29 protein-coding genes are annotated in these 21,847 nt (G+C 71.1%); 13 read left to right on the forward strand and 16 right to left on the reverse strand.

The features are described from left to right. Positions 1–68: 68 nt before the first annotated feature. Together ADY59_RS18705 and ADY59_RS18710 are read left to right on the forward strand one after the other, a co-directional pair. Entirely contained in the window at positions 69–1,049 is a 981-nt protein-coding gene (locus tag ADY59_RS18705; RefSeq protein WP_049563811.1) for an NAD-dependent epimerase/dehydratase family protein, read from the forward strand. Next, positions 1,046–1,699: a glycosyltransferase family 2 protein gene (locus ADY59_RS18710; protein ID WP_049563884.1), complete on the forward strand. Its 654-nt coding sequence runs from the start codon at positions 1,046–1,048 to the stop codon at positions 1,697–1,699. The genes ADY59_RS18705 and ADY59_RS18710 overlap by 4 nt, the downstream gene beginning before the upstream one ends. On the opposite strand, the gene ADY59_RS18715 is transcribed toward ADY59_RS18710, so the two are convergent. The 3 genes from ADY59_RS18715 to ADY59_RS18725 form a co-directional block, all read right to left on the reverse strand. Beyond that, positions 1,694–2,443, reverse strand: coding sequence for a PIG-L family deacetylase (locus ADY59_RS18715; RefSeq protein ID WP_049563812.1), 750 nt, complete (start codon positions 2,441–2,443; stop codon positions 1,694–1,696). The genes ADY59_RS18710 and ADY59_RS18715 overlap by 6 nt on opposite strands. A 76-nt stretch (positions 2,444–2,519) precedes the next feature. Beyond that, complete coding sequence (locus ADY59_RS18720; RefSeq protein WP_049563814.1) at positions 2,520–3,734, reverse strand: hypothetical protein; 1,215 nt, start codon at positions 3,732–3,734, stop codon at positions 2,520–2,522. 4 nt (positions 3,735–3,738) lie between these two features. Continuing rightward, positions 3,739–4,827, reverse strand: a complete 1,089-nt coding sequence (locus ADY59_RS18725) for a HesA/MoeB/ThiF family protein (protein WP_049563888.1) — start codon at positions 4,825–4,827, stop codon at positions 3,739–3,741. A 235-nt stretch (positions 4,828–5,062) separates the two neighbouring features. Here ADY59_RS18725 and ADY59_RS18730 point away from each other — a divergent pair, with 235 nt between their 5' ends. From ADY59_RS18730 to ADY59_RS18740, 3 genes are read left to right on the forward strand one after another with little or no spacing between them, the layout of a single operon-like run. Next, positions 5,063–7,972: an AfsR/SARP family transcriptional regulator gene (locus ADY59_RS18730; RefSeq protein WP_049563815.1), complete on the forward strand. Its 2,910-nt coding sequence runs from the start codon at positions 5,063–5,065 to the stop codon at positions 7,970–7,972. Between the two features lie 41 nt (positions 7,973–8,013). Continuing rightward, a complete protein-coding gene (locus tag ADY59_RS18735) occupies positions 8,014–8,589 on the forward strand; it encodes a PadR family transcriptional regulator (protein WP_049563817.1) in 576 nt (191 codons plus the stop codon). Next, complete coding sequence (locus ADY59_RS18740) at positions 8,586–9,383, forward strand: SGNH/GDSL hydrolase family protein (protein WP_049563818.1); 798 nt, start codon at positions 8,586–8,588, stop codon at positions 9,381–9,383. The genes ADY59_RS18735 and ADY59_RS18740 overlap by 4 nt, the downstream gene beginning before the upstream one ends. A 78-nt stretch (positions 9,384–9,461) precedes the next feature. Here the strand turns inward: ADY59_RS18740 and ADY59_RS18745 are convergent, their stop codons facing one another. The 3 genes from ADY59_RS18745 to ADY59_RS18755 form a co-directional block, all read right to left on the reverse strand. Further along, a complete protein-coding gene (locus tag ADY59_RS18745; RefSeq protein WP_049563819.1) occupies positions 9,462–10,820 on the reverse strand; it encodes an MFS transporter in 1,359 nt (452 codons plus the stop codon). 230 nt (positions 10,821–11,050) lie between these two features. Next, on the reverse strand, positions 11,051–11,758 hold the full coding sequence (locus ADY59_RS18750; RefSeq protein WP_063780704.1) for a sulfotransferase family protein: 708 nt from the start codon (positions 11,756–11,758) through the stop codon (positions 11,051–11,053). An 83-nt stretch (positions 11,759–11,841) separates the two neighbouring features. Next, positions 11,842–12,261, reverse strand: coding sequence for a MarR family winged helix-turn-helix transcriptional regulator (locus ADY59_RS18755; RefSeq protein WP_049563821.1), 420 nt, complete (start codon positions 12,259–12,261; stop codon positions 11,842–11,844). 69 nt (positions 12,262–12,330) lie between these two features. Between ADY59_RS18755 and ADY59_RS18760 the strand changes: the two genes are divergently transcribed. The 3 genes from ADY59_RS18760 (at position 12,331) to ADY59_RS18770 (ending at position 14,524) form a co-directional block, all read left to right on the forward strand. Next, entirely contained in the window at positions 12,331–13,158 is an 828-nt protein-coding gene (locus ADY59_RS18760) for an SDR family NAD(P)-dependent oxidoreductase (RefSeq protein WP_049563823.1), read from the forward strand. Positions 13,159–13,465: 307 nt separating this feature from the next. Further along, entirely contained in the window at positions 13,466–13,807 is a 342-nt protein-coding gene (locus ADY59_RS18765; protein WP_049563824.1) for a hypothetical protein, read from the forward strand. 9 nt (positions 13,808–13,816) lie between these two features. Further along, on the forward strand, positions 13,817–14,524 hold the full coding sequence (locus ADY59_RS18770) for a Crp/Fnr family transcriptional regulator (protein ID WP_049563826.1): 708 nt from the start codon (positions 13,817–13,819) through the stop codon (positions 14,522–14,524). Here the strand turns inward: ADY59_RS18770 and ADY59_RS18775 are convergent. The 10 genes from ADY59_RS18775 to ADY59_RS18815 form a co-directional block, all read right to left on the reverse strand. Beyond that, a complete protein-coding gene (locus tag ADY59_RS18775) occupies positions 14,518–15,459 on the reverse strand; it encodes a carbohydrate kinase family protein (protein ID WP_156325586.1) in 942 nt (313 codons plus the stop codon). The two genes, ADY59_RS18770 and ADY59_RS18775, sit on opposite strands and share 7 nt — an antisense overlap. An 8-nt stretch (positions 15,460–15,467) precedes the next feature. Next, complete coding sequence (locus ADY59_RS18780) at positions 15,468–15,866, reverse strand: NUDIX hydrolase (RefSeq protein WP_049563830.1); 399 nt, start codon at positions 15,864–15,866, stop codon at positions 15,468–15,470. Further along, positions 15,863–16,861: a phosphoribosyltransferase gene (locus ADY59_RS18785; RefSeq protein ID WP_049563832.1), complete on the reverse strand. Its 999-nt coding sequence runs from the start codon at positions 16,859–16,861 to the stop codon at positions 15,863–15,865. Before ADY59_RS18785 ends, ADY59_RS18780 begins: the two co-directional genes overlap by 4 nt. Before the next feature lie 8 nt (positions 16,862–16,869). Further along, positions 16,870–17,400 carry a thiamine pyrophosphate-dependent enzyme gene (locus ADY59_RS18790; RefSeq protein ID WP_049563835.1) on the reverse strand — a complete coding sequence of 177 codons (531 nt, stop codon included), beginning with the start codon at positions 17,398–17,400 and terminating at the stop codon, positions 16,870–16,872. Then, entirely contained in the window at positions 17,397–17,903 is a 507-nt protein-coding gene (locus ADY59_RS18795) for a hypothetical protein (RefSeq protein WP_197093727.1), read from the reverse strand. Before ADY59_RS18795 ends, ADY59_RS18790 begins: the two co-directional genes overlap by 4 nt. After that, entirely contained in the window at positions 17,897–18,430 is a 534-nt protein-coding gene (folE, locus tag ADY59_RS18800; protein ID WP_049563837.1) for a GTP cyclohydrolase I, read from the reverse strand. Before folE ends, ADY59_RS18795 begins: the two co-directional genes overlap by 7 nt. Further along, positions 18,423–18,728 carry a cupin domain-containing protein gene (locus ADY59_RS48800; RefSeq protein WP_082310211.1) on the reverse strand — a complete coding sequence of 102 codons (306 nt, stop codon included), beginning with the start codon at positions 18,726–18,728 and terminating at the stop codon, positions 18,423–18,425. The genes folE and ADY59_RS48800 overlap by 8 nt, the downstream gene beginning before the upstream one ends. 8 nt (positions 18,729–18,736) lie before the next feature. Then, positions 18,737–19,117, reverse strand: coding sequence for a hypothetical protein (locus tag ADY59_RS53710; RefSeq protein WP_197093728.1), 381 nt, complete (start codon positions 19,115–19,117; stop codon positions 18,737–18,739). A gap of 184 nt (positions 19,118–19,301) precedes the next feature. Beyond that, positions 19,302–19,529 carry a 30S ribosomal protein S18 gene (gene rpsR / locus ADY59_RS18810; RefSeq protein WP_049563838.1) on the reverse strand — a complete coding sequence of 76 codons (228 nt, stop codon included), beginning with the start codon at positions 19,527–19,529 and terminating at the stop codon, positions 19,302–19,304. Beyond that, positions 19,526–20,668 (reverse strand): CobW family GTP-binding protein, encoded by a 1,143-nt coding sequence (locus ADY59_RS18815; RefSeq protein ID WP_049563840.1) that lies wholly within the window; start codon positions 20,666–20,668, stop codon positions 19,526–19,528. The genes rpsR and ADY59_RS18815 overlap by 4 nt, the downstream gene beginning before the upstream one ends. Before the next feature lie 72 nt (positions 20,669–20,740). Here ADY59_RS18815 and rpmG point away from each other — a divergent pair, with 72 nt between their 5' ends. From rpmG to rpmF, 5 genes are read left to right on the forward strand one after another with little or no spacing between them, the layout of a single operon-like run. Continuing rightward, positions 20,741–20,905: a 50S ribosomal protein L33 gene (rpmG, locus tag ADY59_RS18820; RefSeq protein WP_049563842.1), complete on the forward strand. Its 165-nt coding sequence runs from the start codon at positions 20,741–20,743 to the stop codon at positions 20,903–20,905. After that, positions 20,902–21,090, forward strand: coding sequence for a 50S ribosomal protein L31 (rpmE, locus tag ADY59_RS18825; RefSeq protein WP_049563844.1), 189 nt, complete (start codon positions 20,902–20,904; stop codon positions 21,088–21,090). The genes rpmG and rpmE overlap by 4 nt, the downstream gene beginning before the upstream one ends. Beyond that, positions 21,090–21,326, forward strand: coding sequence for a 50S ribosomal protein L28 (gene rpmB / locus ADY59_RS18830; RefSeq protein ID WP_049563846.1), 237 nt, complete (start codon positions 21,090–21,092; stop codon positions 21,324–21,326). Before rpmE ends, rpmB begins: the two co-directional genes overlap by 1 nt. Next, a complete protein-coding gene (gene rpsN / locus ADY59_RS18835) occupies positions 21,326–21,625 on the forward strand; it encodes a 30S ribosomal protein S14 (RefSeq protein WP_049563848.1) in 300 nt (99 codons plus the stop codon). Before rpmB ends, rpsN begins: the two co-directional genes overlap by 1 nt. A 2-nt stretch (positions 21,626–21,627) precedes the next feature. Beyond that, positions 21,628–21,795, forward strand: a complete 168-nt coding sequence (rpmF, locus tag ADY59_RS18840; protein WP_049563896.1) for a 50S ribosomal protein L32 — start codon at positions 21,628–21,630, stop codon at positions 21,793–21,795. The last annotated feature ends 52 nt before the right edge of the window (positions 21,796–21,847 follow it).

The raw sequence follows: 21,847 nt of genomic DNA on the forward strand, positions 1-21,847 counted from the left end.
CTTACGGCCTGCGAACGTCATCGCGCACGCCCTTCAGCCCGTCGCGGGCGCCGGTTAGCGTCGGCCCGGTGAAGGTGTTGGTCACCGGCTCGGCCGGGTTCATCGGCGCTCAGGTGGTGGCGGCGTTCGAGGAGGCGGGGCACCAGGTGCGCGGGCTCGACCTGCGCACCGGCGCCGACGTGCGCGACCCGGCGGCCCTCGACCGGCTGCTGCCCGGGATCGACCTCGTGGTGCACCAGGCGGCCAAGGTCGGACTCGGCGTGGACGTCGCCGACCTGCCCGACTACGTCTCCGTCAACGCATACGGCACGGCGGTGCTGCTCGCCGCCATGGCGCGGCACGGGCCGCGGCGGCTGGTGCTGGCGTCGTCGATGGTCGTGTACGGCGAGGGCGCCTACGACTGCGCCGGCCACGGCCGCGTCAGACCGGGCCCCCGGGTGCCCGCCGACCTGGCGCGCGGTGCGTTCGAGCCGCCCTGCCCGGTGTGCGGCGCGCCCCTGCGCCGCGCGGCCGTCGGCGAGGACGCGCCGCCCGACCCGCGCAACGCCTACGCCACCAGCAAGCTCGCCCAGGAGCACCTGTCGGCGAACTGGGCCAGGGAGACCGGCGGCAGCGTGCTGGCGTTGCGCTACCACAACGTCTACGGGCCGGGGATGCCGCGCGACACCCCGTACGCGGGCGTCGCCGCGATCTTCCGTTCCGAACTGGAGGCGGGCCGGCCGCCCAGGGTGTTCGAGGACGGCCGCCAGATGCGGGACTTCGTCCACGTACGCGACGTCGCCCGCGCCAACCTGCTCGCCGCGCTCGCCCCGCCCAGGCCCGGCACGCTGACCCCCTACAACATCGCCAGCGGCAGCCCGCGCACGGTCGGCGAGATGGCGGCGGCGCTGGCCGCCGAACGCGGCGGCCCGCCGCCGGTCGTCACGGGCGAGCACCGGCTCGGCGACGTCCGGCACATCGTCGCCGCCCCCGACCGCGCCCGGGCCGAGCTGGGCTTCCACCCCGAGATCGGGTTCGCCGCCGGGATGAAGGAGTTCGCGTGGTCATGACCGTCGACGTCGTCCTGCCCTGCCTGGACGAGGAGGCCGCGCTGCCCTGGGTGCTCGGCCGCATGCCCGCCGGCTACACGCCTGTCGTGGTCGACAACGGCTCCACCGACCGGTCCGCCTCGATCGCCCGCTCCCTCGGCGCCCGGGTGGTGAGCGAGCCCCGGCGCGGGTTCGGCGCAGCATGCCACGCCGGGCTGCTGGCCGCGACCGCCGAGATCGTCTGCTTCATGGACGCCGACGCCTCCCTCGACCCGCGCCAGCTGCCCTCGGTCGTCTCCGCGCTGGAGGCCGGGCGCGACCATCTGGTGCTGGGCCGCCGCGTCCCCCGGGAAGGCGGGGCCTGGCCGTGGCACGCCCGGCTCGGCAACGTCGCCCTGGCCGCGATCCTGCGCCGGCGCACCGGCTTCCCGCTGCGCGACCTCGGCCCGATGCGCGCCGCCCCCCCCCCCGCCCTGCTGGGCCTGGGCGTCACCGACCGCCGGTTCGGCTATCCGCTGGAGACGGTGCTGCGGGCCGCCGCGGCGGGCTGGCGCCTGTCCGAGGTCGAGGTCGGCTACCTGAGGCGGGAAGGGCGCTCCAAGGTCACGGGCACGGTACGGGGCACCGTAAGGGCGGTCGCCGACATGCGGCGGGTGATGGCGTCGCTATGACAGGGCGCCGGGCTGCCCGCTCGCCAGGCGGTACCACTCGTTCGCCAGCATCTGGGCGCGGGCCTGCTCGGGGAGCGAGGTGAGCAGCGTCATCGACGCGCCCCGCCCGACCTCCGACTCGTGCGCGTGCATGGCCGCCCACTTCCGCCCGGCCCACCGGCCCACGTCGAGCCGCGTGGAGACGTCCTCGTCCGGGACGCCCGGGAGCACCTGGCCGGGCTCCGGCGGCGTGCCGAACACCGCCTCCCACTGCGCCGCCACCACGGACCTCGGGACGGTCGCCAGGTAGAGCCCGCGCGGCCGCCACGGCTCACCCGCCTCCGGGAAGAGCTGGTCGTAGCCGGCCGCCTCGACCGCGGCCAAGGTCACCCGGTGGGCGTGCACGTGATCAGGATGCCCGTAGGACCCGTACCCGTCATAGGTGAGCACCACGTCCGGCCGGAACTCCCTGATGTGCGCCACCACCCGGCCGACGGCCTCGTCGAGCGGCACGTCCACGAAACGCGGCGCGCCGGGCGCGGACTCGGCCTTGCCGGCGTCGGCGTAGCCGAGCAGCCGCGGCTCGCCCGCGCCGAGGATCTCCAGCGACCGCTCCAGTTCGCCGGCGCGCACCGTGCCCGCCGCCCAGGTGCACGTCACAACGGCCGTCGCGGCTCCCTCGGCGGCGTACTTGGCCAGCGTCCCGCCGGTCCAGATCGCCTCGTCGTCCGGATGCGCGTGCACGGCCAGCACCGCGAACCCCATCCCGGCACCCCCTGTCCTGTGGAAACCGCCGCCCGGGACCATACCGTTCCCGACCGTGGAGGAGAAGCGGTCGCGATCAGCCGGACGTACCGGCTCTGGCCGCCAGCCGCTCCCTGACGGCCAGCGAGACGGCCAGGACCTGCGGCCCGAGCAGCAGCGCCGTGCACAGCAGGGCGTACCAGAACCGGAGGCTGAACGGCCCGAGCAGCAGCCCGCCGGCCGCCCACAGCAGCACGGTCACCGCCACGGGGACCACGAACACGACGAACCAGCCCAGCACCCCGGCGAACCCGGCCAGCCACACCCACCGGAACCAGCGCCCGGCCCGCAGGTCGGCCGGGGCGGCCCCGGCGAGTTCGGCGGCCTCCTCCCGGGTGAGGCGGCCGAACGCGCGCCGCAGCAGCAGCGTCTTGACCCGCCACAGATCCCGGCAGCCCAGCGCGTTGACCAGCACCGCGTACACATCGGTACGCAGGAAGATCATGCACTGCCACAGCAGCCCGGCCAGCTTCACGAACACCCACACGGCCAGCGTCGCGTCCACCGGCGCGGGCGGCGACCACAGCCCTTCGTGGATCAGCAGTCGGGCGCCCAGCAGCAGGCTGAGCAGCACCACGTCCACCGCCATGCCGCCCAGCAGCGGCCCGTACCGCTGCCGGCGCGGCACCGTCCACACCTGCGTGAGGTCGGTCTCGAAGACGAGCAGCATGATCCGCCGATCCACCCCGAACCGGGACGTGACGCCGATCGCCCGCGCGGCCAGCCAGTGCCCGCACTCGTGCAGAGCCGTCGACACCATGACGAACGGCATGAGCAGCAGAGCGCTCAGCCCGATGTCGTCCAGCAGGAACGCGTCCCGTGCCGGGCTCGGGAACAGCGACGGCGCGGCGACGAACACGGCCAGGCAGAACAGCGCGAGCGCGCCGTAGACGCTCCAGGCCACCGGGCCGAAGAAGGGGCGGGCCACCCGCCGGCTCACCCCGGCCATCCAGCGCCGCATCTGGATGGGCGCGGTCCGCACGGCCGGGCGTTCCTCGCCGGGCCTGTCGTCCACGAAGCCGAGCTCGGCGAGCGTCGCCACGAACGCCGGCAGGTCGACGGGCTCCCCGGCGAACGCCTCGGCCTCGACCGCGGCCTCCTCGACGGTCGCGCCGCGCAGCAGCGCCGATACGATCACCCCGCCCACGGCCGGCATGGACACGAACGTGCCGGTGCCAGGATCGCCGACCAGGACCTCGTCCCCCTCCTCGACCAGCGTCAGCGGCCGCAGCGGAACGACGGTGCCGCCCATCCCGTCACCGCCGGGCCAGGGCGCACGCCGGGCAGTCCGGATCGCGGGGGAACGGCTCCCGGCTGGGGACGAGCCCGTCACGCAGGTCGACGACGATCCGGCACCCGGCCGCGCGCGGCGGCTCGATGCCGGTCAGATACCGCATGACCTCGTACGCGACCAGCGACCCGACCTGCATGGCCATCGGCCCGGTGAGCCCGTTGGCGAGCTGGAGGCCCCGGGTGAGCCGGTGGGCCACCCCCGCCGAGGTGCGTTCGCCGGCCCCGGGCAGGTCCGACTCGTCGCAGCGCAGGCAGGCGCTCCGGCCCGGGTCGACGGAGAAGTAGACGAGCTGCGTACGGGTCATCCCGCCGGCGACCAGGGGGACGCCCGCGCGCAGCGCCGCCTCGTTCACCCACAGGTTGGCGTCCGGCGCGCCGTCCAGGCCGCCGGCCACCACGTGCACGCCCTCGGTCAGGTCCTTCAGGTCCTCGGGCCCGGAGATCCACCGGTCGACGGCGCGGACCTCGATGCCCGGGTCGTACTCGCGCACCCATTCGGCGGCGCGGTCCACCTTCGACCGGCCGACGTCGGCGTGCCGGTACAGGAACTGGCGGGCGAAGTTGCGCGGCGCGATGTCGTCGCGGTCGACCAGCGTCAGCGCGCCGCCGGCGAGCCCGGCCAGGCACTGCACGAGCGAGGAGCCGCCTCCGCCGGCGCCGAGCACGAGGACGTGCGAGTCACGCAGCCGCCGGACGAACTCCGCGCGCGAGGTGTGCAGGCGGGCGAAGGCCCCGAAGAAGGTCAGATTGGAGAAATGGCGCTCGTCGGCGCCGGGCTCGCCCAGCCACCGTTCGGCGGCGTCCTCGACCAGGCCGAGGGAGTCGAGGCCGGCCAGCCCGTCCCGGACGTCCTCGGCCGTCACGGCGATCCCCCGCGCGGCCAGCGCGGCGCTCAGCTCCTCCGCCGTCGCGGGCCCGCCGGCGAGCTCGTCCAGGAGCGCCGCGATCCGGCCCTCCGGGTCTGCCAGCGTGAACGCCTCGCGCGGGTCGTGGACCACGATGAGCTCCTCGCCGAGGGACTCCCAGGCGCATTCCTTCAACATCACTCGCATCGCCACTCCGGACGCTCGTCGGGCTCTTGAGGGAAGACCGGGGGACGGCCGGACCGTCCCCCGATGCCGCCTCAGGTCACGAACTGGGTCGCCTTGACGGCCTCGACCTTGCGAACCTCGATCTTCATGGAGCCACCTCCTTCCGATGTCCTCGATCAAGGTCCTATTCGCGCCCATAAGATGCCCATATCGTCGCTATAAAAGGTCCCCCGTCGGGATTGCTCGGGAGGCGGAAGTGGACTTCGCGATCCTCGGCCCGGTCCGGATCGCCGAAGCGGGAAGACCGGTGCGACTGGTGGGCAAGCCGCGCGCGGTGCTCAGCGTCTTCCTGCTCCACCCGAACACCGTCGTCTCCAGCGACCGGCTGATCGCCTCCGTCTGGGACGACCCGCCCCGATCCGCCCTGGCCAACCTGCAGAACTACGTCTCCGTGCTCCGCAAGGCCGCGATCGACGTGGAGACCCGGGAACAGGGCTACCGCCTGCGCCTGTGTCCCGACCGGCTCGACCTGCTCGCCTTCGACGAGGACGTACGGCAGGCCCGCCTGGAATCGGCGCGTGGCGAACTGGCCAGGGCCCACCGCCTGTTCGGCCGGGCGCTGCCGCTGTGGCGCGGCCGGCCCGCCGAGGACGTGCCGCTGACCGGCGAGATGAGCGCCCGCATCACCGAACTGGAGGAGCGGCGGGAGAGCGCCCGGCTGGGCTGGATCGACGTGCGCCTGCGGCTCGGCCTGCACGACGAACTCGTCGGCGAGCTGACCCCGCTGGTGGAGACCGCCCCGCTCAACGAACGCCTGTGGCACCGGCTCATGGTGGCGCTGCACCGGGCCGGCCGCCGCGCCGAGGCGCTGGAGGCGTACCGGCGGGCGCGCTCGGTGCTCGTCGCCGAGCTGGGCGTCGAACCCGGCCAGGAGTTGCGGAACGCGCACGCGGCGATCCTGAACGACGCCCCCGTCGAACCGCCCGCACCGGCGGCCATCCTGCCCGAGCCCGCGTGGGCGGGAATCTGCCTGCTTCCCGCCGACATCGCCGGGTTCGTCGGCCGCGAGTCCGAGACCCGCGCGATGACCGCGGCGCTGCGCGGCACGGCCGAGGCCGCTGCCGCTCCGGTGATCGTCACGGTGTCCGGCCCGCCCGGCGTCGGCAAGAGCACGCTTGCCGTGCACGTCGCCCACCTGATGCGGGAGCGGTATCCCGGCGGGCAGCTGTTCGTCCGGCTGGGCGGGGCGTCACCGTCCCCCCGCGACCCGTCGGACCTGCTCGCGGAGCTGCTGCGGGCGCTCGGCGTGGACTCCGGCATCATGCCTGCCTCCACGGAGGAGCAGGCGGCGATGTACCGGGCCAGGATCGCCGACCGCGCCGTCCTGGTGCTGCTCGACGACGCGGGCGACGCGGCCCAGGTGCAGGCGCTGATCCCGGGTACGCCCGGGTCGGCGGCCGTCGTCACCTCCCGGGGGCCGCTGCCCACGATGCCGGGCACGGTCGCGCTCGTCCTGGACGTGCCGCCGCCCGACGACGCCCGCGACCTGCTCGCCGGGGTCGCCGGGGCCGACCGGGTGGACAGCGACCCCGAGTCGGCGGAGGCGATCCTGCGCGCCTGCGGGCGGCTCCCGCTCGCGCTGCGCATCGCCGGGGCGCGTCTCGTCACCCGTCCCGCCTGGCCGCTGGCCGAGTTCGCCAGGCGGCTCGCGGACACCTCGGCACGGCTGAACGAGCTGCACGCGGGGCAACTGGACGTGCGCACCACGTTCGCGATGAGCTACGCGACGCTGTCCCCGGCAGCCCGGCGCGCGTTCCGGCTGCTCGGCGCGGTCGCGGCCGACAGCGTGGCGGCGTGGGCCGTCGCCGCGCTGGCGGGCACGACCGTGCGCGACGTCGACGACTCCCTGGAGGAGCTCGCCGCCGCCGGCCTGATCACCGCGAGCGACGTCGACGCGGCGGCGCAGACCCGCTATCGCATGCACGACCTGCTGTGGAGCTTCGCCGCCGAGCTCTTCGCCGCCGAAGAGAGCGAAGGACGCCGGGCGGCGGCGCTGCGCCGGGTCGCCGACGAGGCGCGCGCCCTGGTCACCGAGGCCGCGCGCGAGCTCCCCCTCGCCTTCGCCCCGCCGCCTCCCGGCACCCCGGCACGCACACCGCCGTCCCCCGCCGACGCCGCCTGGCTGTCGGCCGAGCGCGCCGTGCTCGTCGCCGTGGTGACAGCCACCGCCCACGCCGCCCTGACCTCAGCCCCGGCGGACCGTGCCGTCCTGGTGCGGGCGTCGGCGGACCTCGCCCACGCGGTGGCGCCGTTCCTGGTGGTACGCGGCTTCCACGACGACGCCGTCGCCATGCTGGACGCGGCCATCGAGGCGGCCGAGGCGGTGGGCGACGCCTCCGCCGAGACGCGCCTGCGGCTGGTGCGCGCCGACGCCGAGGCGGACCGCAGGCGCGCCCACACGGTCGCCGAAGAGTTCCGCCGGTTGCTGGCGCGCTGCGAACGCGGGGGAGACCGCCACTCGGCCGCGTACGCCCTGCTCGGCGTCGCCGGCACCCTGGAGGACGACCTGGAGGCCGCGCTGACCGCCGCCACCAAGGCGGCCGATCACTTCCGGGCAATCGGCGACACGAACGGCCTGCTGACCGCGTGGACCGAGGTCGCCGTGGTCCAGCTCTACCTGGGCCGCCACGACGACGCCGCGACGACCTGCCGCCGGGCGCTGACCTTCACCGAGGGGGAGAGCGCCGTCCACAGCGCCCGCTTCCTGCGCACGCTCGGTGTCGCCTGCTACGAGACGGGCCGGACCGAGGAGGCCGTCGGCCACTACCGGGCGAGCCTCGACCTCAGCCGCGAACTGCGATGGACCAACGGCGAGCGGATCGCGCTGCGCCGGCTGGCGGAGGCCGAGGCGGCACTGGGCCACTTCCATCGCGCCGAGCGCATGCTCGCCGACTGTGCCGAGATGTGCGCGGGCGCCGGCGACGCCATCGGGGCGGCCCTGACCGTCTACACCCTGGGAGACCTCCGCCGCTGGCAGGGGGACGAACGCGCCGCCCTCGCCCACTTCACCACCTGTCAGGCCCTGCTCAGCCCGCACAGCGAGGTCGTCTGGTCGGCCCGCGCGCGCGACCAGATCGCCCGCTCCCGGGCCGCCCTCGGGTTATAGTCATGCCCATGAGTATTCAATTGCGTGAGTACGAGTGATCCGTGGCACTCAGACACGCGGTCCTGGCGGCGCTGCTCAACGGTGAATACAGCGGCTACCAGCTCACCAAGATCTTCGACATCGGCGTCTCCAACTTCTGGTACGCCGCCCCGCAGCAGCTCTACGCCGAGCTGACCAAGCTGGAGGCCGACGGCCTGGTAGCGGGCCGGGAGGTGGTCCAGCGGGGCCGTCCCAACAAGCGCGTCTTCAAGGTCACCGAGGCCGGGCTCGGCGAACTGGCCGCCTTCGCCGCCACCCCGGCCAAGCCCCTGCTCATCCGCGACGACCTGGCCGTCAAGGTGCACGCCGTCGACCTGCTCGACCCGGAGCCGGTGATCGAGCAGCTCCACGACCGGGCCCGGGAGGCCGCCGCCAAGCTGGAGGTCTTCGAGCAGATCCTGGTGAGCCTGCGCGGCGACCAGGACGAGGAGGCGTTCCTGCGCGACGGCGAACACGTGGGCCCCTACCTTTCCTGTCTGGCGGGATGCCGACTGGAACGCGAGACTCGCGACTGGTGCCGGGAAACCGCGCGGACGCTCAGCGCGCGCCTGGCCCGTGCCGGAAAGGACATGTCATGACCGCTTACACGCGCTACGTCGCGCTCGGGGACAGCCAGACCGAGGGCCTCGGCGACGGCGACGACCGCGACGGCCACCGCGGCTGGGCCGACCGCCTCGCCGAGCAGCTGGCCGCCGCCGACCCCGGGCTGCACTACGCCAACCTCGCCGTCCGCGGCCGGCTGGCGGCCCAGATCCGCGCCGAGCAGTTGCCGGCCGCGCTGGCGCTGCGTCCCGACCTGGCCACGGTCATGGCCGGGATGAACGACATCATCCGCCCCGGCTTCGACGCCGCGCTGGTGGTGGGCGAGCTGGAAGCCATGTTCGCCGCGCTGACCGAGTCGGGCGCGCACGTGGTCACGGTGACGTTCCCCGACATCGGGAAGATCGCGCCGATGGCCCGCCCGCTCCGGCCCCGGGTGCTCGACCTCAACGCCCGCATCCGCGACGCCGCCGCCCGGTACGGGGTCACGCTGGTCGACACGTTCGCGCTGGAGTTCGTCACCGACACACGGATGTGGTGCGTCGACCGCCTGCACGCCAGCCCGGCCGGCCACGCCCGCATCGCCGCCGCCATGGCCCACAGCCTGGGGCTGCCCGGCAGCGACGACACCTGGATGCTGCCGTTCCCGCCCCTGCCCGCGCCGGGCGCCCTGCGATCGGCGGCGGCGGAGGTGCGCTGGCTGGCCACGTTCGCCGGGCCGTGGATCGGCCGCCGCCTGCGCGGTCGCTCCTCGGGCGACGGCCGCACGGCCAAGCGCCCGGAGCTCACCGCCTGGGTCGCGTCGACGGCCGGCCGTACGCCGACCACCTGAGCGGCCGTCACGCAGCCGTCGCGACGCCCTCCTGGGCGCTAAGACGTCCATTCCACCTGCGGCTGGACGTACGGGAGTCTACGGGCGTGCCGCGTGGGCATCCGCCCGGTGGGCGTCGTCGCGGCGCTTCCGCCAGAGCCCTCCATAGGCGGCGGCGAAGAGGGCCGCCAGCAGGGCCGCTCCGGCCGCGACGCCGAAGCTCCACCCGGCGCCCCCGCTCGACAGCACCGCCGCTCCGACCGCCCCGGCCACGCTGCTGCCCACGACCCTGACCAGTGCGTTCACCCCGCCGGCCGCCGCGGTCTTGGCGGGCTCCACGTGCTCGACGGCCATCGTCCCGAGCGCCGCGTAGCCGAGGCCGACCCCGAGCCCCAGCAGGGTCGCCGCCCCGTACAGGTCCGCGCCCGAAGACCTGGACACCGCCAGCCACAGGGCGGCGGCCGTCACCAGCGCAGAGCCGCCCGCCACGAGCGCGGACGCGGTGAAGCGGCGCATCAGAGGGCCCGCGAGCACCGAGACGACGAGCATCAGCACCGTCGTCGGCAGCAGGTAGATCCCGACCTGCAGCACCGACGCCCCGAGCGCGCCCTGGGCGACTGCCGACACGGTCGTGATGGCGGCGAACAGGGCGAACCCCAGCAGGAACGATGCCACGGTCGCCCCCACCGTCCCCCGATGCAACAGCATGGGGATCTCGATCAGCGGCGACGCGGTACGGCGCGCGGTCGCGACCCACAGGGCGGCCACCGCCACCGCCATGCCGACCAGGCCCAGCGTCGGCGGCGAGGTCCAGCCCCAGGCCGCGCCCTTGCTGATGGCCAGCAGCAGGCAGACGAGCCACACCGCGATCAGCGCCGCCCCGATCAGGTCCGGCCGTCCTGATGCGCGCGTGGGCGCCTCCCGCACAACGGTCGCCACCAGGACGAAGCTCATCGCGGCCAGCCCGGCCAGCGCCCAGAACACCGCCCGGTGGTCCCCGCCCAGCAGCCCGGCGAGGATCATGCCGCCGCCGCTCCCGACGCCGATGGTGGCGCTGAGCACCCCGATCGCGCTCGGCAGCCGATGACCGGGCACCATCTGCCTGACCAGGCCCATGGCCAGCGGGAGCAGCGGCGCGGCCGTGCCCTGCAGCACTCGGCCGGCGATGAGCAGCGGCAGCGTGCCCGCCACCGCGCTGAGCGCCGAACCGGCGACGAGCAGTCCCAGGGCGACCAGGGACATCGTGCGCCGGCCGTACATGTCGCCGAGCCGCGACAGCAGCGGTATCGAGATCGCGCCGGACAGCAATCCGGCGGTGAGCGTCCAGGAGACGGTGATGGACGGGGCGTGGAGTTGCCGTTCGAGGCCCGGCAGCAGTGGCACGACGACGGTCATCTGCAGAGTTCCCACGGCCACCGCGAACGCGAGCACCGCTACGGCCCAGGAGTTTCTATACATGTATAAAAAGTAACACGACAGCATGCCCCCACGTACGGGAAGAACCACCGAAGATGCCCGCGCCGAAGACCGCGAGCACGCCCGCGTTGCGTTCGGGCCGGCGGATCGGGGAGGTCCTGGCATCCCCGCGCTCGGCGCGGACCCGCGGGCGTGCTCATACTGCGCCCGGGTCGACCGCCTCTCAGACAATCGCCTCGGCGCCCGGCGACCGGCTCATGACTGGCTGATCCTCAGTCCGCGGGGTGAAACGGAAGCCCGACCTTCTCCCCCTTCATCAGCCTTTCGATCGACTCCTGCATCACCTTGCTGTCGTTCAGGTGCGGGAACGGCTCCCCGGCGGGGACGTCCACGCCCAGGAACCGGCAGAGCGGCTCCCACCCTTCCCGCACGTCGAACACCAGCAGCCGCTCGGGCGGCAGGCTCTCCTTCACCGTGGCCGTGTGCCGCTCGAACGCCGCGATGGTCTCCTTCTCGTCGGGGACCTCGCCGAAGGGCCGGTCGCTGCCCAGCCCCTCCCGGATCATGCGTTCGAGCAGCGGGCGGGTGGTCATCATGTTCTCCACGAGACCCGTCATCTCCGGCGCCAGCTTCTCGCTCTGTAACCGCGCCGGGCCGTTGTTGATGAGCGTCCGCATGCTCGCGAACCAGGCGTTCGGATCGCGTACCGTGAGGACCACCTTGGCCTCCGGGTACGCGGCCGCCAGCTCGCGCCAGAAGAACGAGGCCGGCCAGTCCACGGCGGAACGAAACCCTTCGAGCACGTGCTCCCATTCCGGAACCACGTCACCGTCGGCCAGAGGCGCCCACCGCCGGGCGCGGTCGGAGTCGGACCCGACGTCGAACATGTGGTGGCAGGGCCCGAACCCCAGCCTTTCCAGTGCCGCCTTCATCGAACTCGTACCGGTGCGCGGGAAACCCGCGCCGATCACGGTCAGCATGGTGTTCCTCCATGAGGTGTCGGCTTGCCCCGATCATGGTGGCGCGATCATGACCTGGCAATCCCCCATGCCCGTACGGCCCGTCAGCCCGAGCTGACGGCGCGGTCGAGCAGGACCATGAGCTGCCGCAGTTCGTCGCGGTCCAGCGCCGCCAGCGGGGTCTTCTCCAGCGCCGTCCGGACCAGTTCGTCGCGGACCTCGCGGCCCTTGGCGGTCAGGACCAGGACGCGGGAGCGGCGGTCGGCCGGGTCCACCGCGCGCTCCACCAGGCCCCGTTCGGCCAGCTGGTTGGTGATGAAGGTCAGGTTGGGGGCGTTGCAGTAGAGGCGCCCGGCCATCACCTTCATCGAGGGAGGCGACTCGTCCGGGTCGATGGCCCACAGCGCGTGGAACGTCGCCGGTGTCAGGTGGTGCCCGGCCAGCGCCTGCCCGAGCAGGTCGTTGGTCCGCATCCAGATGTCGTGCGTCGCGGCCAGCACCGTGGCGAGCTCGGGCGTGGTCATGTCGCCATCCTACCGACGTTTCGAGGCTCGAAGTATTGTGTTAACGTCATTGCTTCGAGACTCGAACCAATGGAGGATTCCGTGGCCGACGACTACCGTGGCGTCACCGCGCTCGTCACAGGCGCGTCCAGGGGGCTGGGACGGGCGTACGCACGGGAACTGGCACGCCGGGGAGCGCGCGTGATCCTGCTGGCCCGCTCGGACGAGAGCCTGCGGGAGCTCGCCGCCGAGATCCGGGAGCGGCACGGCGGGCCGGACGCCGAGATCATCACCGCCGACCTCGCCGCCCCCGGCGGTCCGGAGCGAGTCATGCGGGAGCTGCACGCCCGCGGCCTGACCGTCGACCTGCTGCTCAACAACGCCGGGGCGGGCAGCGCGGGCCCGTTCCTCGGCCGCCCGCTCGAACCGCAACTGCGCTCCGTCGGGCTCAACGTCGTCGGCCTGGTCGCGCTGACCCACGCGATCGGGGCCGAGTTGGTCGCCCGCGGCTCCGGCGGCATCATCAACGTCTCGTCCACCGCGGCCTTCCAGCCCATGCCCTACCAGGCCAGCTATGCCGCGACCAAGGCCTTCGTGCTCTCCTTCACCGAGGCGCTGGCGGAGGAACTGCGCGGCACCGGCGTCCATGTCATGGCCGCGCACCCCGGCGCGATCGCGACCGGCTTCTTCGACGGCACCTCGGCCACGATCGACCCCCGCGTCGCCGACGCGCCGGCCACCGTCGCGGCGCGCACACTGGACGACTACGCCGGACGACGCCCGGTGTCCTACCCCGGCCGGGCTTTCAACCGGGCGCTGACCTGGCCCGCCCGCCTGCTGCCGCGCACCGTCGTCGCCCGGATCGCCGGCGGGTTCAACCGCCGGCTCCGCATGCACGAAGTCGTCGACCTCGCCTGACTCTCCGGCGATGTGACAGCCGCAGCCGTCTTCGACCACGCACGCCCGGCCGCCGAGGTCGAAGAGCACCGGAACCGTCGGATGCGGACCGACGCGCCGTCGCGCGGATCGCTGAATCCTGCCATCATGACCCCGTGGCGACGGCGGCGACCGGAGTTATCCTGAAGTGGAGATCCTCATCCGCCCCAATTGACCAGGATGAACAGAAGATGTGCGGCAGATGACACATTTCATGCGCGTCTGATCACAGACAGGGATCGCGACGGTTGCACTCCGCCTGCGCCGACGGCTGTTGTGTCCTTGAGTTATGAGAAATCTCCCCAAGAAGCGCCGCATCGCCCAGAAGAGGGACCAGGCATCGAAGTCGGACGGCGAAGTTTTCTCTCTCGCCAACACCGCCATACAGGCTGCTTCTATAATCATCCCCATACTCGTGTCGCCGATCGAAGGCCCCGGGATCCCGCTGTGGCTGGTGCTCATTCTGGCCGCGCTCTTCTGCGTGCCACTTGTCGTCGTGACGCTGCTGTGGGCCTACGCCAAGCTGGGAAGAGGCAGGAGCATACGAACGAGGACTCAGTTGTGGCGCAAGATCAGCGAGGCCGGCGTCTCGCTGTGGCTGATCATCGCTACGCTTTCGGCGCTGATGTAAGGACCTGGAGTGAATGACGAGGCAGAGATCCCAGGCTGGTGGATCGGCTTCTGGGATTATCTCGATGACGCCGAGCGTCAGGCACTCCTCGACCTCGGCAGGAAGAGAACTTTCGCCGCCGACACCACTTTGCTGCACGAGGAAGAGCCGTCCAATCACGTCCTCATCGTCATGAGTGGCTGGGTGAAGGTCACCTGCCAGGACTCCGAGGGCCGCGAGGTGGTCCTCGCCCTCAGAGGGCCGGGCGACATCATCGGTGAGATGGAGGTCATGCTGGAGGACTCCGGGCGTTCCGCGTCCGTCAGATCCCTCCTCAACAACTCGGTCGACGCGCTGGTGCTCCCCCCGTCCAGATTCATCTCCTTCCTGGGTCACTACCCCAACGCCTGGCTGGCCCTTTACAAGGTGCTGGCCTACCGCCTGCGTCAGTCCAACCGCAACGCACGCGAATTCGGGCGCATAGGCGTACGGCAGGCTCTCGCCCGTCTGCTGCTGGAACTGGCGGTTCGTCACGGCACCAAGAACGCCGACGGCTCTGTCACTGTTCAGGTTCTCTCCCAGGAGGAGATCGCCGCCTTCATCTGGTCGTCACGCGACGCCGTGGCCCGCGAATTGGTGCAGTTCCGCGAACGGGGGCTGTTGTCCACAGGACGCAGGAGCTACACGATCAACGATATGGGTTCGCTCCGTAAGATCGCGAAGTCCGGGGGCTACTGAATCGAGGGCTGGCGGGGACAACCGATACCGGAAGAGGCGTAATAGTGCTCGCGGCTGAATGAGTAGGTCTGCGTGCCGCGTACCGCGCCGTTGAGCGCGGCGAGGAAGGAGCCGAGTTGACCCATGGCCGACCAGCGCTTCCCTTCGAGAATCTCGCTCACCAGTCCGGCGGTGTAGGCGTCGCCGCAGCCGGTCGGATCGACCATGCCGCCCGGGACCGATACTGCCGCGACCGGATGAGCCCGGCCTCCGGCATGGACCACCGAACCGGCGGCGCCGTTCGTCGTGACGTAGATCTGCAACCGATCGGCGACCTCGGTGGTGGTGTATCCCGTTCGTTGTTGCAGCACGCGGCGTTCCTCTTCGTTGACAACGAGGTAGGACGCCAGTGCGATCAGTTCGCGCAGGTCTTCACCGCTGAACTCGGTGACGACCTGCCCCGGTATGAGCAGCGTCGGTATGTCCGCGGCCGTCAACGCCCGTACATGGTCGATCATGGCCTGGCGGAAGGTCGGCGCTACGACGGCCAACTCGGCTCCACGTGTCGCGGCTTCGCTCAGTTGGGCCTGCTGGGCCGCTGCCCCGGGATGGAACGCCGTGATCTGGGCTCCGGCAGGGTCCGACAGAATCACGCATCGAGCGCTCAGGACGGACTCGTCCACTCGGACGTGCTTCAGGTCGATCCCCAGCTTCAGGAGATGTTCCCGATACGGCGGGAAATCGGAGCCGACGACGGCCACGGGGGAGGCTTCATATCCCAGCAGAGCCAGTCCGTAACTGATGTTGGCAGCGCAGCCTCCGTAACTCGTGTGGATCTCCGGAGCGAGGAAGGCCATGTCCGCGGAGTCGCGTTCGACTCCTCTGTAGCTCGCAAGCGTCTCGTCGATGGCGACGACCATATCGACGGCGATATTGCCGCTCACCAGCACTGACACGGTGGCTCCTAAAGACGGCCGTGAGCGTGCAGCCACTCGAAGATGATCTGGTCCACAGGAGATGACAGATGGCGGTCTTCGTACCCGAGCCAGACTACCTTGGCGATCTCGGTGGCAGGCTTAATTTCGCCTGAATATTCAGCCTCGTAGCAGCGCATAATGACCTGTACGCCGTCCGGATGGGCGTCCGCCTGAGCCTCGAACACTCCTAGGAAGGACACGGAGGGCTTGATGATGTCGACCGTGAGTTCCTCGCGGATTTCACGGTCAAGAGTCTCCAGATCGGTCTCGCCGGGCTCGCGCTTCCCGCCCGGAATATAGTATCGGCTCCGACCTTTCGATAGAGTGCTGAGGATCCGCCCCTCGCGCAGATGAACCCAGGCAACCTTGTCGATCGTACGGCTCAACTCGGCTCCAGTCCCGTGACGTACTGATCAAGAGATGTCTCGCGGGCGAACTCGGCGGCTGCGCGTCCCAGGCGATGCATTTCCCGCAGCCCTCCCTCGTCCGCCTCGACAGGTGCTCGCACCCGCCACTCCTCATACGGTAGGAGATAGTCTCCCAAGCCGCCGACATGCGCGGCCAATTGCTCGAGGGTGACCAGCTTGTCCTCGGCGAGCCCGGCCCACCAGGTGCGCCTGAGCGCAAGGTGGGCAGAGGGACTGAACGCCCGCATGCCGCCATCATATATTGCGCATTTCTCGAAAAGAGAGTCCAGTTTACTCAGTCGTGCCCGCTCGAATTCCAAAGTGGGCGCATAGCCGGTGCGCAGGAAGTCGAAATGGTGCTGGGGCAGGCCGGGAAGGCCGGTGCCCGGCAACTGGAACACCGCTTCCAGGACGACGATCGTCGCGGCTGTCTCCGGATGCGATTCGGCCAGGGCCCGCTGGATGGCCGCCACCCCGGATGCCGCCGCCATGGTCACGATCAGCAGATGCCGGGGTCGACCCCATTCACGGATCGTCCGGAGAGCCAGGCTGACGGTTTTTCCGGTCGCGACGATGTCGCCGAAGGCCATCAGCCCGCCGAGAGCTTCCGGCCGGAGGTAACACAGGCCGGTCTCCCCCTCGGGCCCCCGGTCGGTGCCGATGAAGCTCACTGTGGGGGTGGCGCCACGCCGGGCAAGAGCCCTGTCCAGGGCGAAAGTCAGTCCGCCGCGGAGGATCACCAGCACGTCGTGGCCATCGCCCGCGAGCGCCGTCTCCAGCCTCCGGTCCACCTCCGCCGCCTTCGACACGGACTCGGCCGCGGCTTGTGCGACGAGGTCGATGTAGGCCGGGCCCACCAGGGTCGGATCGGTCAGCAGCGTTCGTGAGGGCCCGGTCGAGCAGACCACCACCCGTGCGGGCCCCTCACTGTCGTAGGTGTAGCAACCGTCCACTTCGAGCGCGGTCAACCGCATACGGCCTCCTAGACCTTCCGAGCCGGCAGTCGCGGCTCCCTGCCCTGGTAGGCGGACAGCAGCGCCTCGACCAGATAGGAAGAATGCGCGCCGTCCAACGGCTTGGTGGCGGCGGGCAGCGGGTCGTCGTTGGTGACGCCGGCAACCCTGAGAGCTGCCGGGGGAATGCCGAAGGCGCCGAGCAGTCGATCCCAGTCGATCGGGCTCGTACGGCTGGGCAGCCCGCCGGATGACTCGTAGATGCCGTTGTCCACGATGACGACGCTGAGATTCTCCGGCAGTTGGGCCGCCAGAACCGGGAGCACGGAGAGATTCATCAGCAGCCCGCCATCGGTTTCGAAGCCGTGGACCCGAACAGCCGGCGCCGCGAGCGCGATGCCCAACGCGAGCGGGATGACGTCGCCCATGCTGTCGATGAACAGCGTACATTCGGGCCGCGCGCGGTAAACGACCTCACTGGTGCGGCCGGGGGCGCAGACGATGACAGACTGCTGAGGGGCGTCCCGCAGAACGCTCGCCACCAACTCTTCGGTGTTCACCGTTGTGCTCCCGCCAGGAGGGCACGATCGGCGACAAGCGCCACGGAGCACTGGCCGGTGCCGAGCATCGCATAGGCGTCATCGAGTGCGCCGGCGAACTGGTCGGCACCGGACACCCGCTTCGACCTGATCCTCAGCGTTCTCAGATGGTCATCCATGGTTTCGCTGTGCGCGATTCCCCACCAGTTGGGCTCGCCGAAGTCGCCGCGATGCGAGATCAGCATCACTACATGCAGCCGGTGGGACAACAGGAATCTGGAAAGGGTCTCGCAGGCCCTTCTGAGCCCGGAGTTCTCCATGATGAGGAGAGTCCTGACACCGGCGAGGGTGGCCCCGGCCGTGATGCCCACGGCGGTCGCCTCATCGCAGGTCTGGACGTATCGGATCTCCCCCCTCTCGGTGACGAGGCGGCACAGGGGGCCGAGGAGCGAATCCGGCAGGGCGACCACCATGCGAACATCGCTGGTGAGCAGGTCGCGGTAGAGCCGCTCCACCGTCAGCAAGTGCGTCCTGCCAGCACGCCCACGCCGTACGACGTGGTCGTGGAGGAGGTGACGGCACCGGGGCCGCGGTGCGACATGCAGAGGTGTTGGGCGGTGAGGCTTGCCCAGGTCCCTTGCGCGCCCGCCCCCGCCATGAGCAGATCGGCGATCTGTTTGGTGAGGATTTCCTGCAGTTGGAAACGTCGCGCCAGGCAATCGACCAGCCGGGGGATTTTCCCGAGGCCGATGATCGTGTTTCCGGGGAGATACGCAACTGCCGCCGTGCCGAAGAAGGGCAGGAAGTGATGTGAGCACATGGAGACGAAGGGAATGTCCTTCACCTCGACCAGCCCATGCGTCTCACCGTCCTCGATCCGCACCACCGGCTTGAGCAGCGACAGCGGTTCGATCTGCTCGCCCGCCAGCAGATCCCGGTAGGCGTTGCCGATGCGGCTGGGGTTCTCCTCGATACTCCGGCTCAGCACCGCGTAACCCGGGGAGGAGGGCCCCAGGACCTTGCCGCACCAGTCAAGCAGGATCTCATCCATTGCCTGGACCTGTTTCGAGGAGTTCCACGATGATGTTCCGATAAACCGTGGAGCCGACGTTGCGGAGAGAATGGGGCAGGCCGGCCGCGTGATAAACCGATTCGCCCAGCCGGTCGTCGCACGCTTCGACGCTGCCGTCGGAATAGTGGGTCTCCGTGCTACCGCCCGACACCACGACGTAGACGTAGTCGCAGGAGTGCTGGTGAACCGGGGTCTGCTCGCCGGGGTTAAGATCCAGGGTCCATACCCGGACATACTCATCTTCGTAGGTTAATCTTGTGCCGATTGGTGCGGACATCCATCCCCTCATCGGTTGATTTCCGCCAGTATTACATTCATCGACGATCCCGAAAAGGCACATTCTGGATCGGTACTTTCACGTAGTGACGCATCGCGTTCGCGGGGTGGGGTGCCCTCCGGCAGGGCCCCGCGGGGTCCGCGCCTGCCGTCACGCCCTGTCAGGTCCCAGATGACGAGGCCGGTGATGAACACCCCGGCGATGACCAGGTTCTGCGTGATCAGGCGTCCGGCCCGGCGGGAGAGGGCCACCGAGACCGGGACGGCGGCAGGCTCGTCCCGTACGACCACGGCGTCGGCGGTCTCCAGGGCGAGGTCGGAACCGGCCGGGCCCATGGCGGCGACGGTGGCGGCGGCGTCGGGCCGCAGGCGCTCGGTGATGCCGAGCACCCCGACCGGTTCGCCGACGCGGCTCCCACCGCCGTCAGCCGGCACCTGGCAAGCTCCGCCTGGCCGGCCTGGTCAAGGGGCGCCGGGAGGGCACGTTCGGCTACCGCACCGCCGCCGACGAGTACGTACGCCGCCTGCTCACCCAGGGGCTCCATCACGCCGACCGCGCCGACCGCGGCGGTGATCAAGAGCTGGCGCGGGAGGAATAGGGGAGCAGGGCCATCTCGCGGGCGTTCTTGACGGCCTTGGCGATCTGGCGTTGTTGCTGGACGGTGATGCCGGTGACGCGGCGGCTGCGGATCTTGCCCCGGTCGGAGATGAACTTGCGGAGCAGGGCGGTGTCCTTGTAGTCGATGCGGTCGATGCCCAGCAGCGGGTCGGTCTTCTTGCGCGGGGTGCGGCGGGGCTTCACGCGGTCTCCTTGATGTTGAGGATGGGGGCGAACGGGTCGTCGTAGCGGGACCAGGCGTCCGGGCCGGCTTCTTCTTCCTCCGGGGTGAGCAGGCAGGAGTCGAGGAGGGCGTGGAAGCGGGCGGTGTCGAGGTCGGGGCCGGTGAAGACGAGGTGCTGGACGCGGTCGCCGTGCTGGTTGTCCCAGTCCAGGGCGGCGGTCAGGCGGCGGGCGGGGGAGACCAGGTCCCAGGCGGCTTCGGGGAGTGCGGCCAGCCAGGGGCCGGCGTCTTCGGCCGAGACGATGCCGGCGACGGCGTCCCAGGCGAGGAGCTGGTTGGGGCGGGTGGCCAGCCAGAAGCGGCCGCGTGAGCGTACGGACTCGGTGACGAGGTCGTCGACCGCCTCGAAGAGGCGGGCGGGGTGCAGCGGGCGGCGGCTGCGCCAGACGGTGGTGACGATCTCGTCGGTCTCGGCGTCGCAGGGCAGCTGGGCGGTGGCCGGGTCCACGCGTTCGGCCAGCTCGCCGGTGCACACGGCGGCGCCGGTCACCGAGGGCAGGGTGCCGACGGCGTGGATCGGGGTGATCGGAGCCAGGTGGGAGAGGACCGCGCGCGACAGATCCCGATCCTCGTCGTCGCCGCCGTGCAGCACCAGGGCGGTGGGGTATTCGAGCTGCCTGGCCAGGACCTCCGCCAGGTAGCGCTGGTCGCCGGAGGCGGCGGGCTTGCCGACCTCGCGCAGGCGTTCGCCGCGGGTGATGTCGTCCGGCAGGGCCGCGGGGTCCAGCGCGGTGAGCACGGCGGTGAGGCGCAAGGTCTCGTGGGCTTCGTCGCAGTCGACGGCCTCGGCCACCGATCGGGGCTCGACCGAGTCCCACAGGTCCACGATCAGCAGGGGTGACGCGGGGGCCAGCTGGATGAGCCGGGGGATCAGATCCTCGCGCACGGTGCAGGTGACGCAGCCGTGGGCCAGCCGTACGTCGACCGTGTCCAGCACGCCGGTCACGTCGCGGACGGTGCGCCGGACCAGCCCGTCGGCGACCTCGCTCAGGTCGTGGTGGATGGCGAGCGAACCGGGATGCGTGGCGAGGAGCCGTTCGACGGTGGCGGTGCGGGCCGTGCCGTGCAGGCCCGCGACGAGGACGACGGGGGTGGCCACTCAGCCTCCAGGTGTAGAAATGAAAACCGTTGTCGTTATCATGGCACAGCTCCGCAAGAAGGAAGGAATCGCTTGGCCAGGAATGAGGTGCGTCCCGTGATCAAGCTCAAGTCCACGGCCGGCACCGGCTACACCTACGTGACCAGGAAGAACCGTCGGAACACGCCGGACCGGCTCACGCTGCGCAAGTACGACCCGACCATCCGTCGGCACGTGCTGTTCAGGGAGGAGCGATGAAGAAGGGCATCCACCCCGGCTACCGGCCGGTCGTCTTCCGCGACCCCGCCGAGTGGACGGCCGGCGGGACGTACCCGGTGGTGGGCGTCTCCTCGGCGAGTCACCCGCTCTACACCGGCCGCAACCGCGTCCTGGACACCGCGGGCCGCGTCGAGCGGTTCAACCAACGTTACGGAAGGACCTGATGTCCGCGCACTGCCAGCTCACCGGCGTCAAGCCGGTCTTCGGCAACAACGTCTCCCACTCCCACCGGCGCACCCGCCGCCGCTGGGACCCCAACATCCAGCAGCGCCGCTACTGGCTGCCCGGCGAGGACCGTTTCGTCCGGCTCACCGTCAGCGCCCGCGCGATCAGGACCATCGACAAGATCGGCGTCGAGGCGGCGGTCGCGCGGATCCGTGCCCGGGGAGGGAAGGTCTGATGGCCAAGAAGAGCAAGATCGCTGCCAACGAGCGGCGCAAGGCCGTCGTGGCACGCCATGCCGTACGCCGCGCCGAGCTGAAGGAGGTCATCCGCACCGGCACGCCGCAGGAACGGGCCGATGCCGTGCGCGAGCTGGCCCGCCGGCCGCGCGACGCCAGCGCCACCCGGGTGCGCAACCGCGACTCCGTCGACGGCCGCCCGCGCGGTCATTTGACGAAGTTCGGGCTGTCCCGGGTGCGTTTCCGGGAGATGGCCCACCGCGGCGAGTTGCCCGGCATCACGAAGGCGAGCTGGTGACCGTGGCCGTACCCAAGCGCAGGACCTCGCGCAGCAACACCCGGCACCGCCGCAGCCAGTGGAAGGCCGCCGTCCCCGAACTCGTCCCGATCACCGTGAACGGGCGCGACCTGCTCGTGCCCCGCCGTCTCATCCGCGCCTACCAGCGAGGGTTGATCACGGTCGCATAGAGGACGTCCGACCACCGGGCCGCTGCGCAGCGCAAGGGACAACCAGCGCGGG

It is taken from the genome of Nonomuraea sp. SBT364, assembly GCF_001083785.1.
In the GTDB taxonomy this organism is placed as follows: domain Bacteria; phylum Actinomycetota; class Actinomycetes; order Streptosporangiales; family Streptosporangiaceae; genus Nonomuraea.

Bases quoted from the DNA above. Each gene is read 5' to 3' on its own strand.
- ADY59_RS18765 (WP_049563824.1), top strand. From the start codon at position 13,466: ATGAGAAATCTCCCCAAGAAGCGCCGCATCGCCCAGAAGAGGGACCAG.
- ADY59_RS18745 (WP_049563819.1), bottom strand. From the start codon at position 10,820: ATGTATAGAAACTCCTGGGCCGTAGCGGTGCTCGCGTTCGCGGTGGCC.
- rpsN (WP_049563848.1), top strand. From the start codon at position 21,326: ATGGCCAAGAAGAGCAAGATCGCTGCCAACGAGCGGCGCAAGGCCGTC.
- ADY59_RS18725 (WP_049563888.1), bottom strand. From the start codon at position 4,827: ATGCGAGTGATGTTGAAGGAATGCGCCTGGGAGTCCCTCGGCGAGGAG.
- ADY59_RS18785 (WP_049563832.1), bottom strand. From the start codon at position 16,861: ATGCGGTTGACCGCGCTCGAAGTGGACGGTTGCTACACCTACGACAGT.
- ADY59_RS18755 (WP_049563821.1), bottom strand. From the start codon at position 12,261: ATGACCACGCCCGAGCTCGCCACGGTGCTGGCCGCGACGCACGACATC.
- folE (WP_049563837.1), bottom strand. From the start codon at position 18,430: ATGGATGAGATCCTGCTTGACTGGTGCGGCAAGGTCCTGGGGCCCTCC.
- rpmE (WP_049563844.1), top strand. From the start codon at position 20,902: ATGAAGAAGGGCATCCACCCCGGCTACCGGCCGGTCGTCTTCCGCGAC.
- ADY59_RS48800 (WP_082310211.1), bottom strand. From the start codon at position 18,728: ATGTCCGCACCAATCGGCACAAGATTAACCTACGAAGATGAGTATGTC.
- ADY59_RS18740 (WP_049563818.1), top strand. From the start codon at position 8,586: ATGACCGCTTACACGCGCTACGTCGCGCTCGGGGACAGCCAGACCGAG.
- rpmB (WP_049563846.1), top strand. From the start codon at position 21,090: ATGTCCGCGCACTGCCAGCTCACCGGCGTCAAGCCGGTCTTCGGCAAC.
- ADY59_RS18720 (WP_049563814.1), bottom strand. From the start codon at position 3,734: ATGGGCGGCACCGTCGTTCCGCTGCGGCCGCTGACGCTGGTCGAGGAG.
- ADY59_RS18710 (WP_049563884.1), top strand. From the start codon at position 1,046: ATGACCGTCGACGTCGTCCTGCCCTGCCTGGACGAGGAGGCCGCGCTG.
- ADY59_RS18750 (WP_063780704.1), bottom strand. From the start codon at position 11,758: ATGCTGACCGTGATCGGCGCGGGTTTCCCGCGCACCGGTACGAGTTCG.
- ADY59_RS18715 (WP_049563812.1), bottom strand. From the start codon at position 2,443: ATGGGGTTCGCGGTGCTGGCCGTGCACGCGCATCCGGACGACGAGGCG.
- ADY59_RS18760 (WP_049563823.1), top strand. From the start codon at position 12,331: ATGGAGGATTCCGTGGCCGACGACTACCGTGGCGTCACCGCGCTCGTC.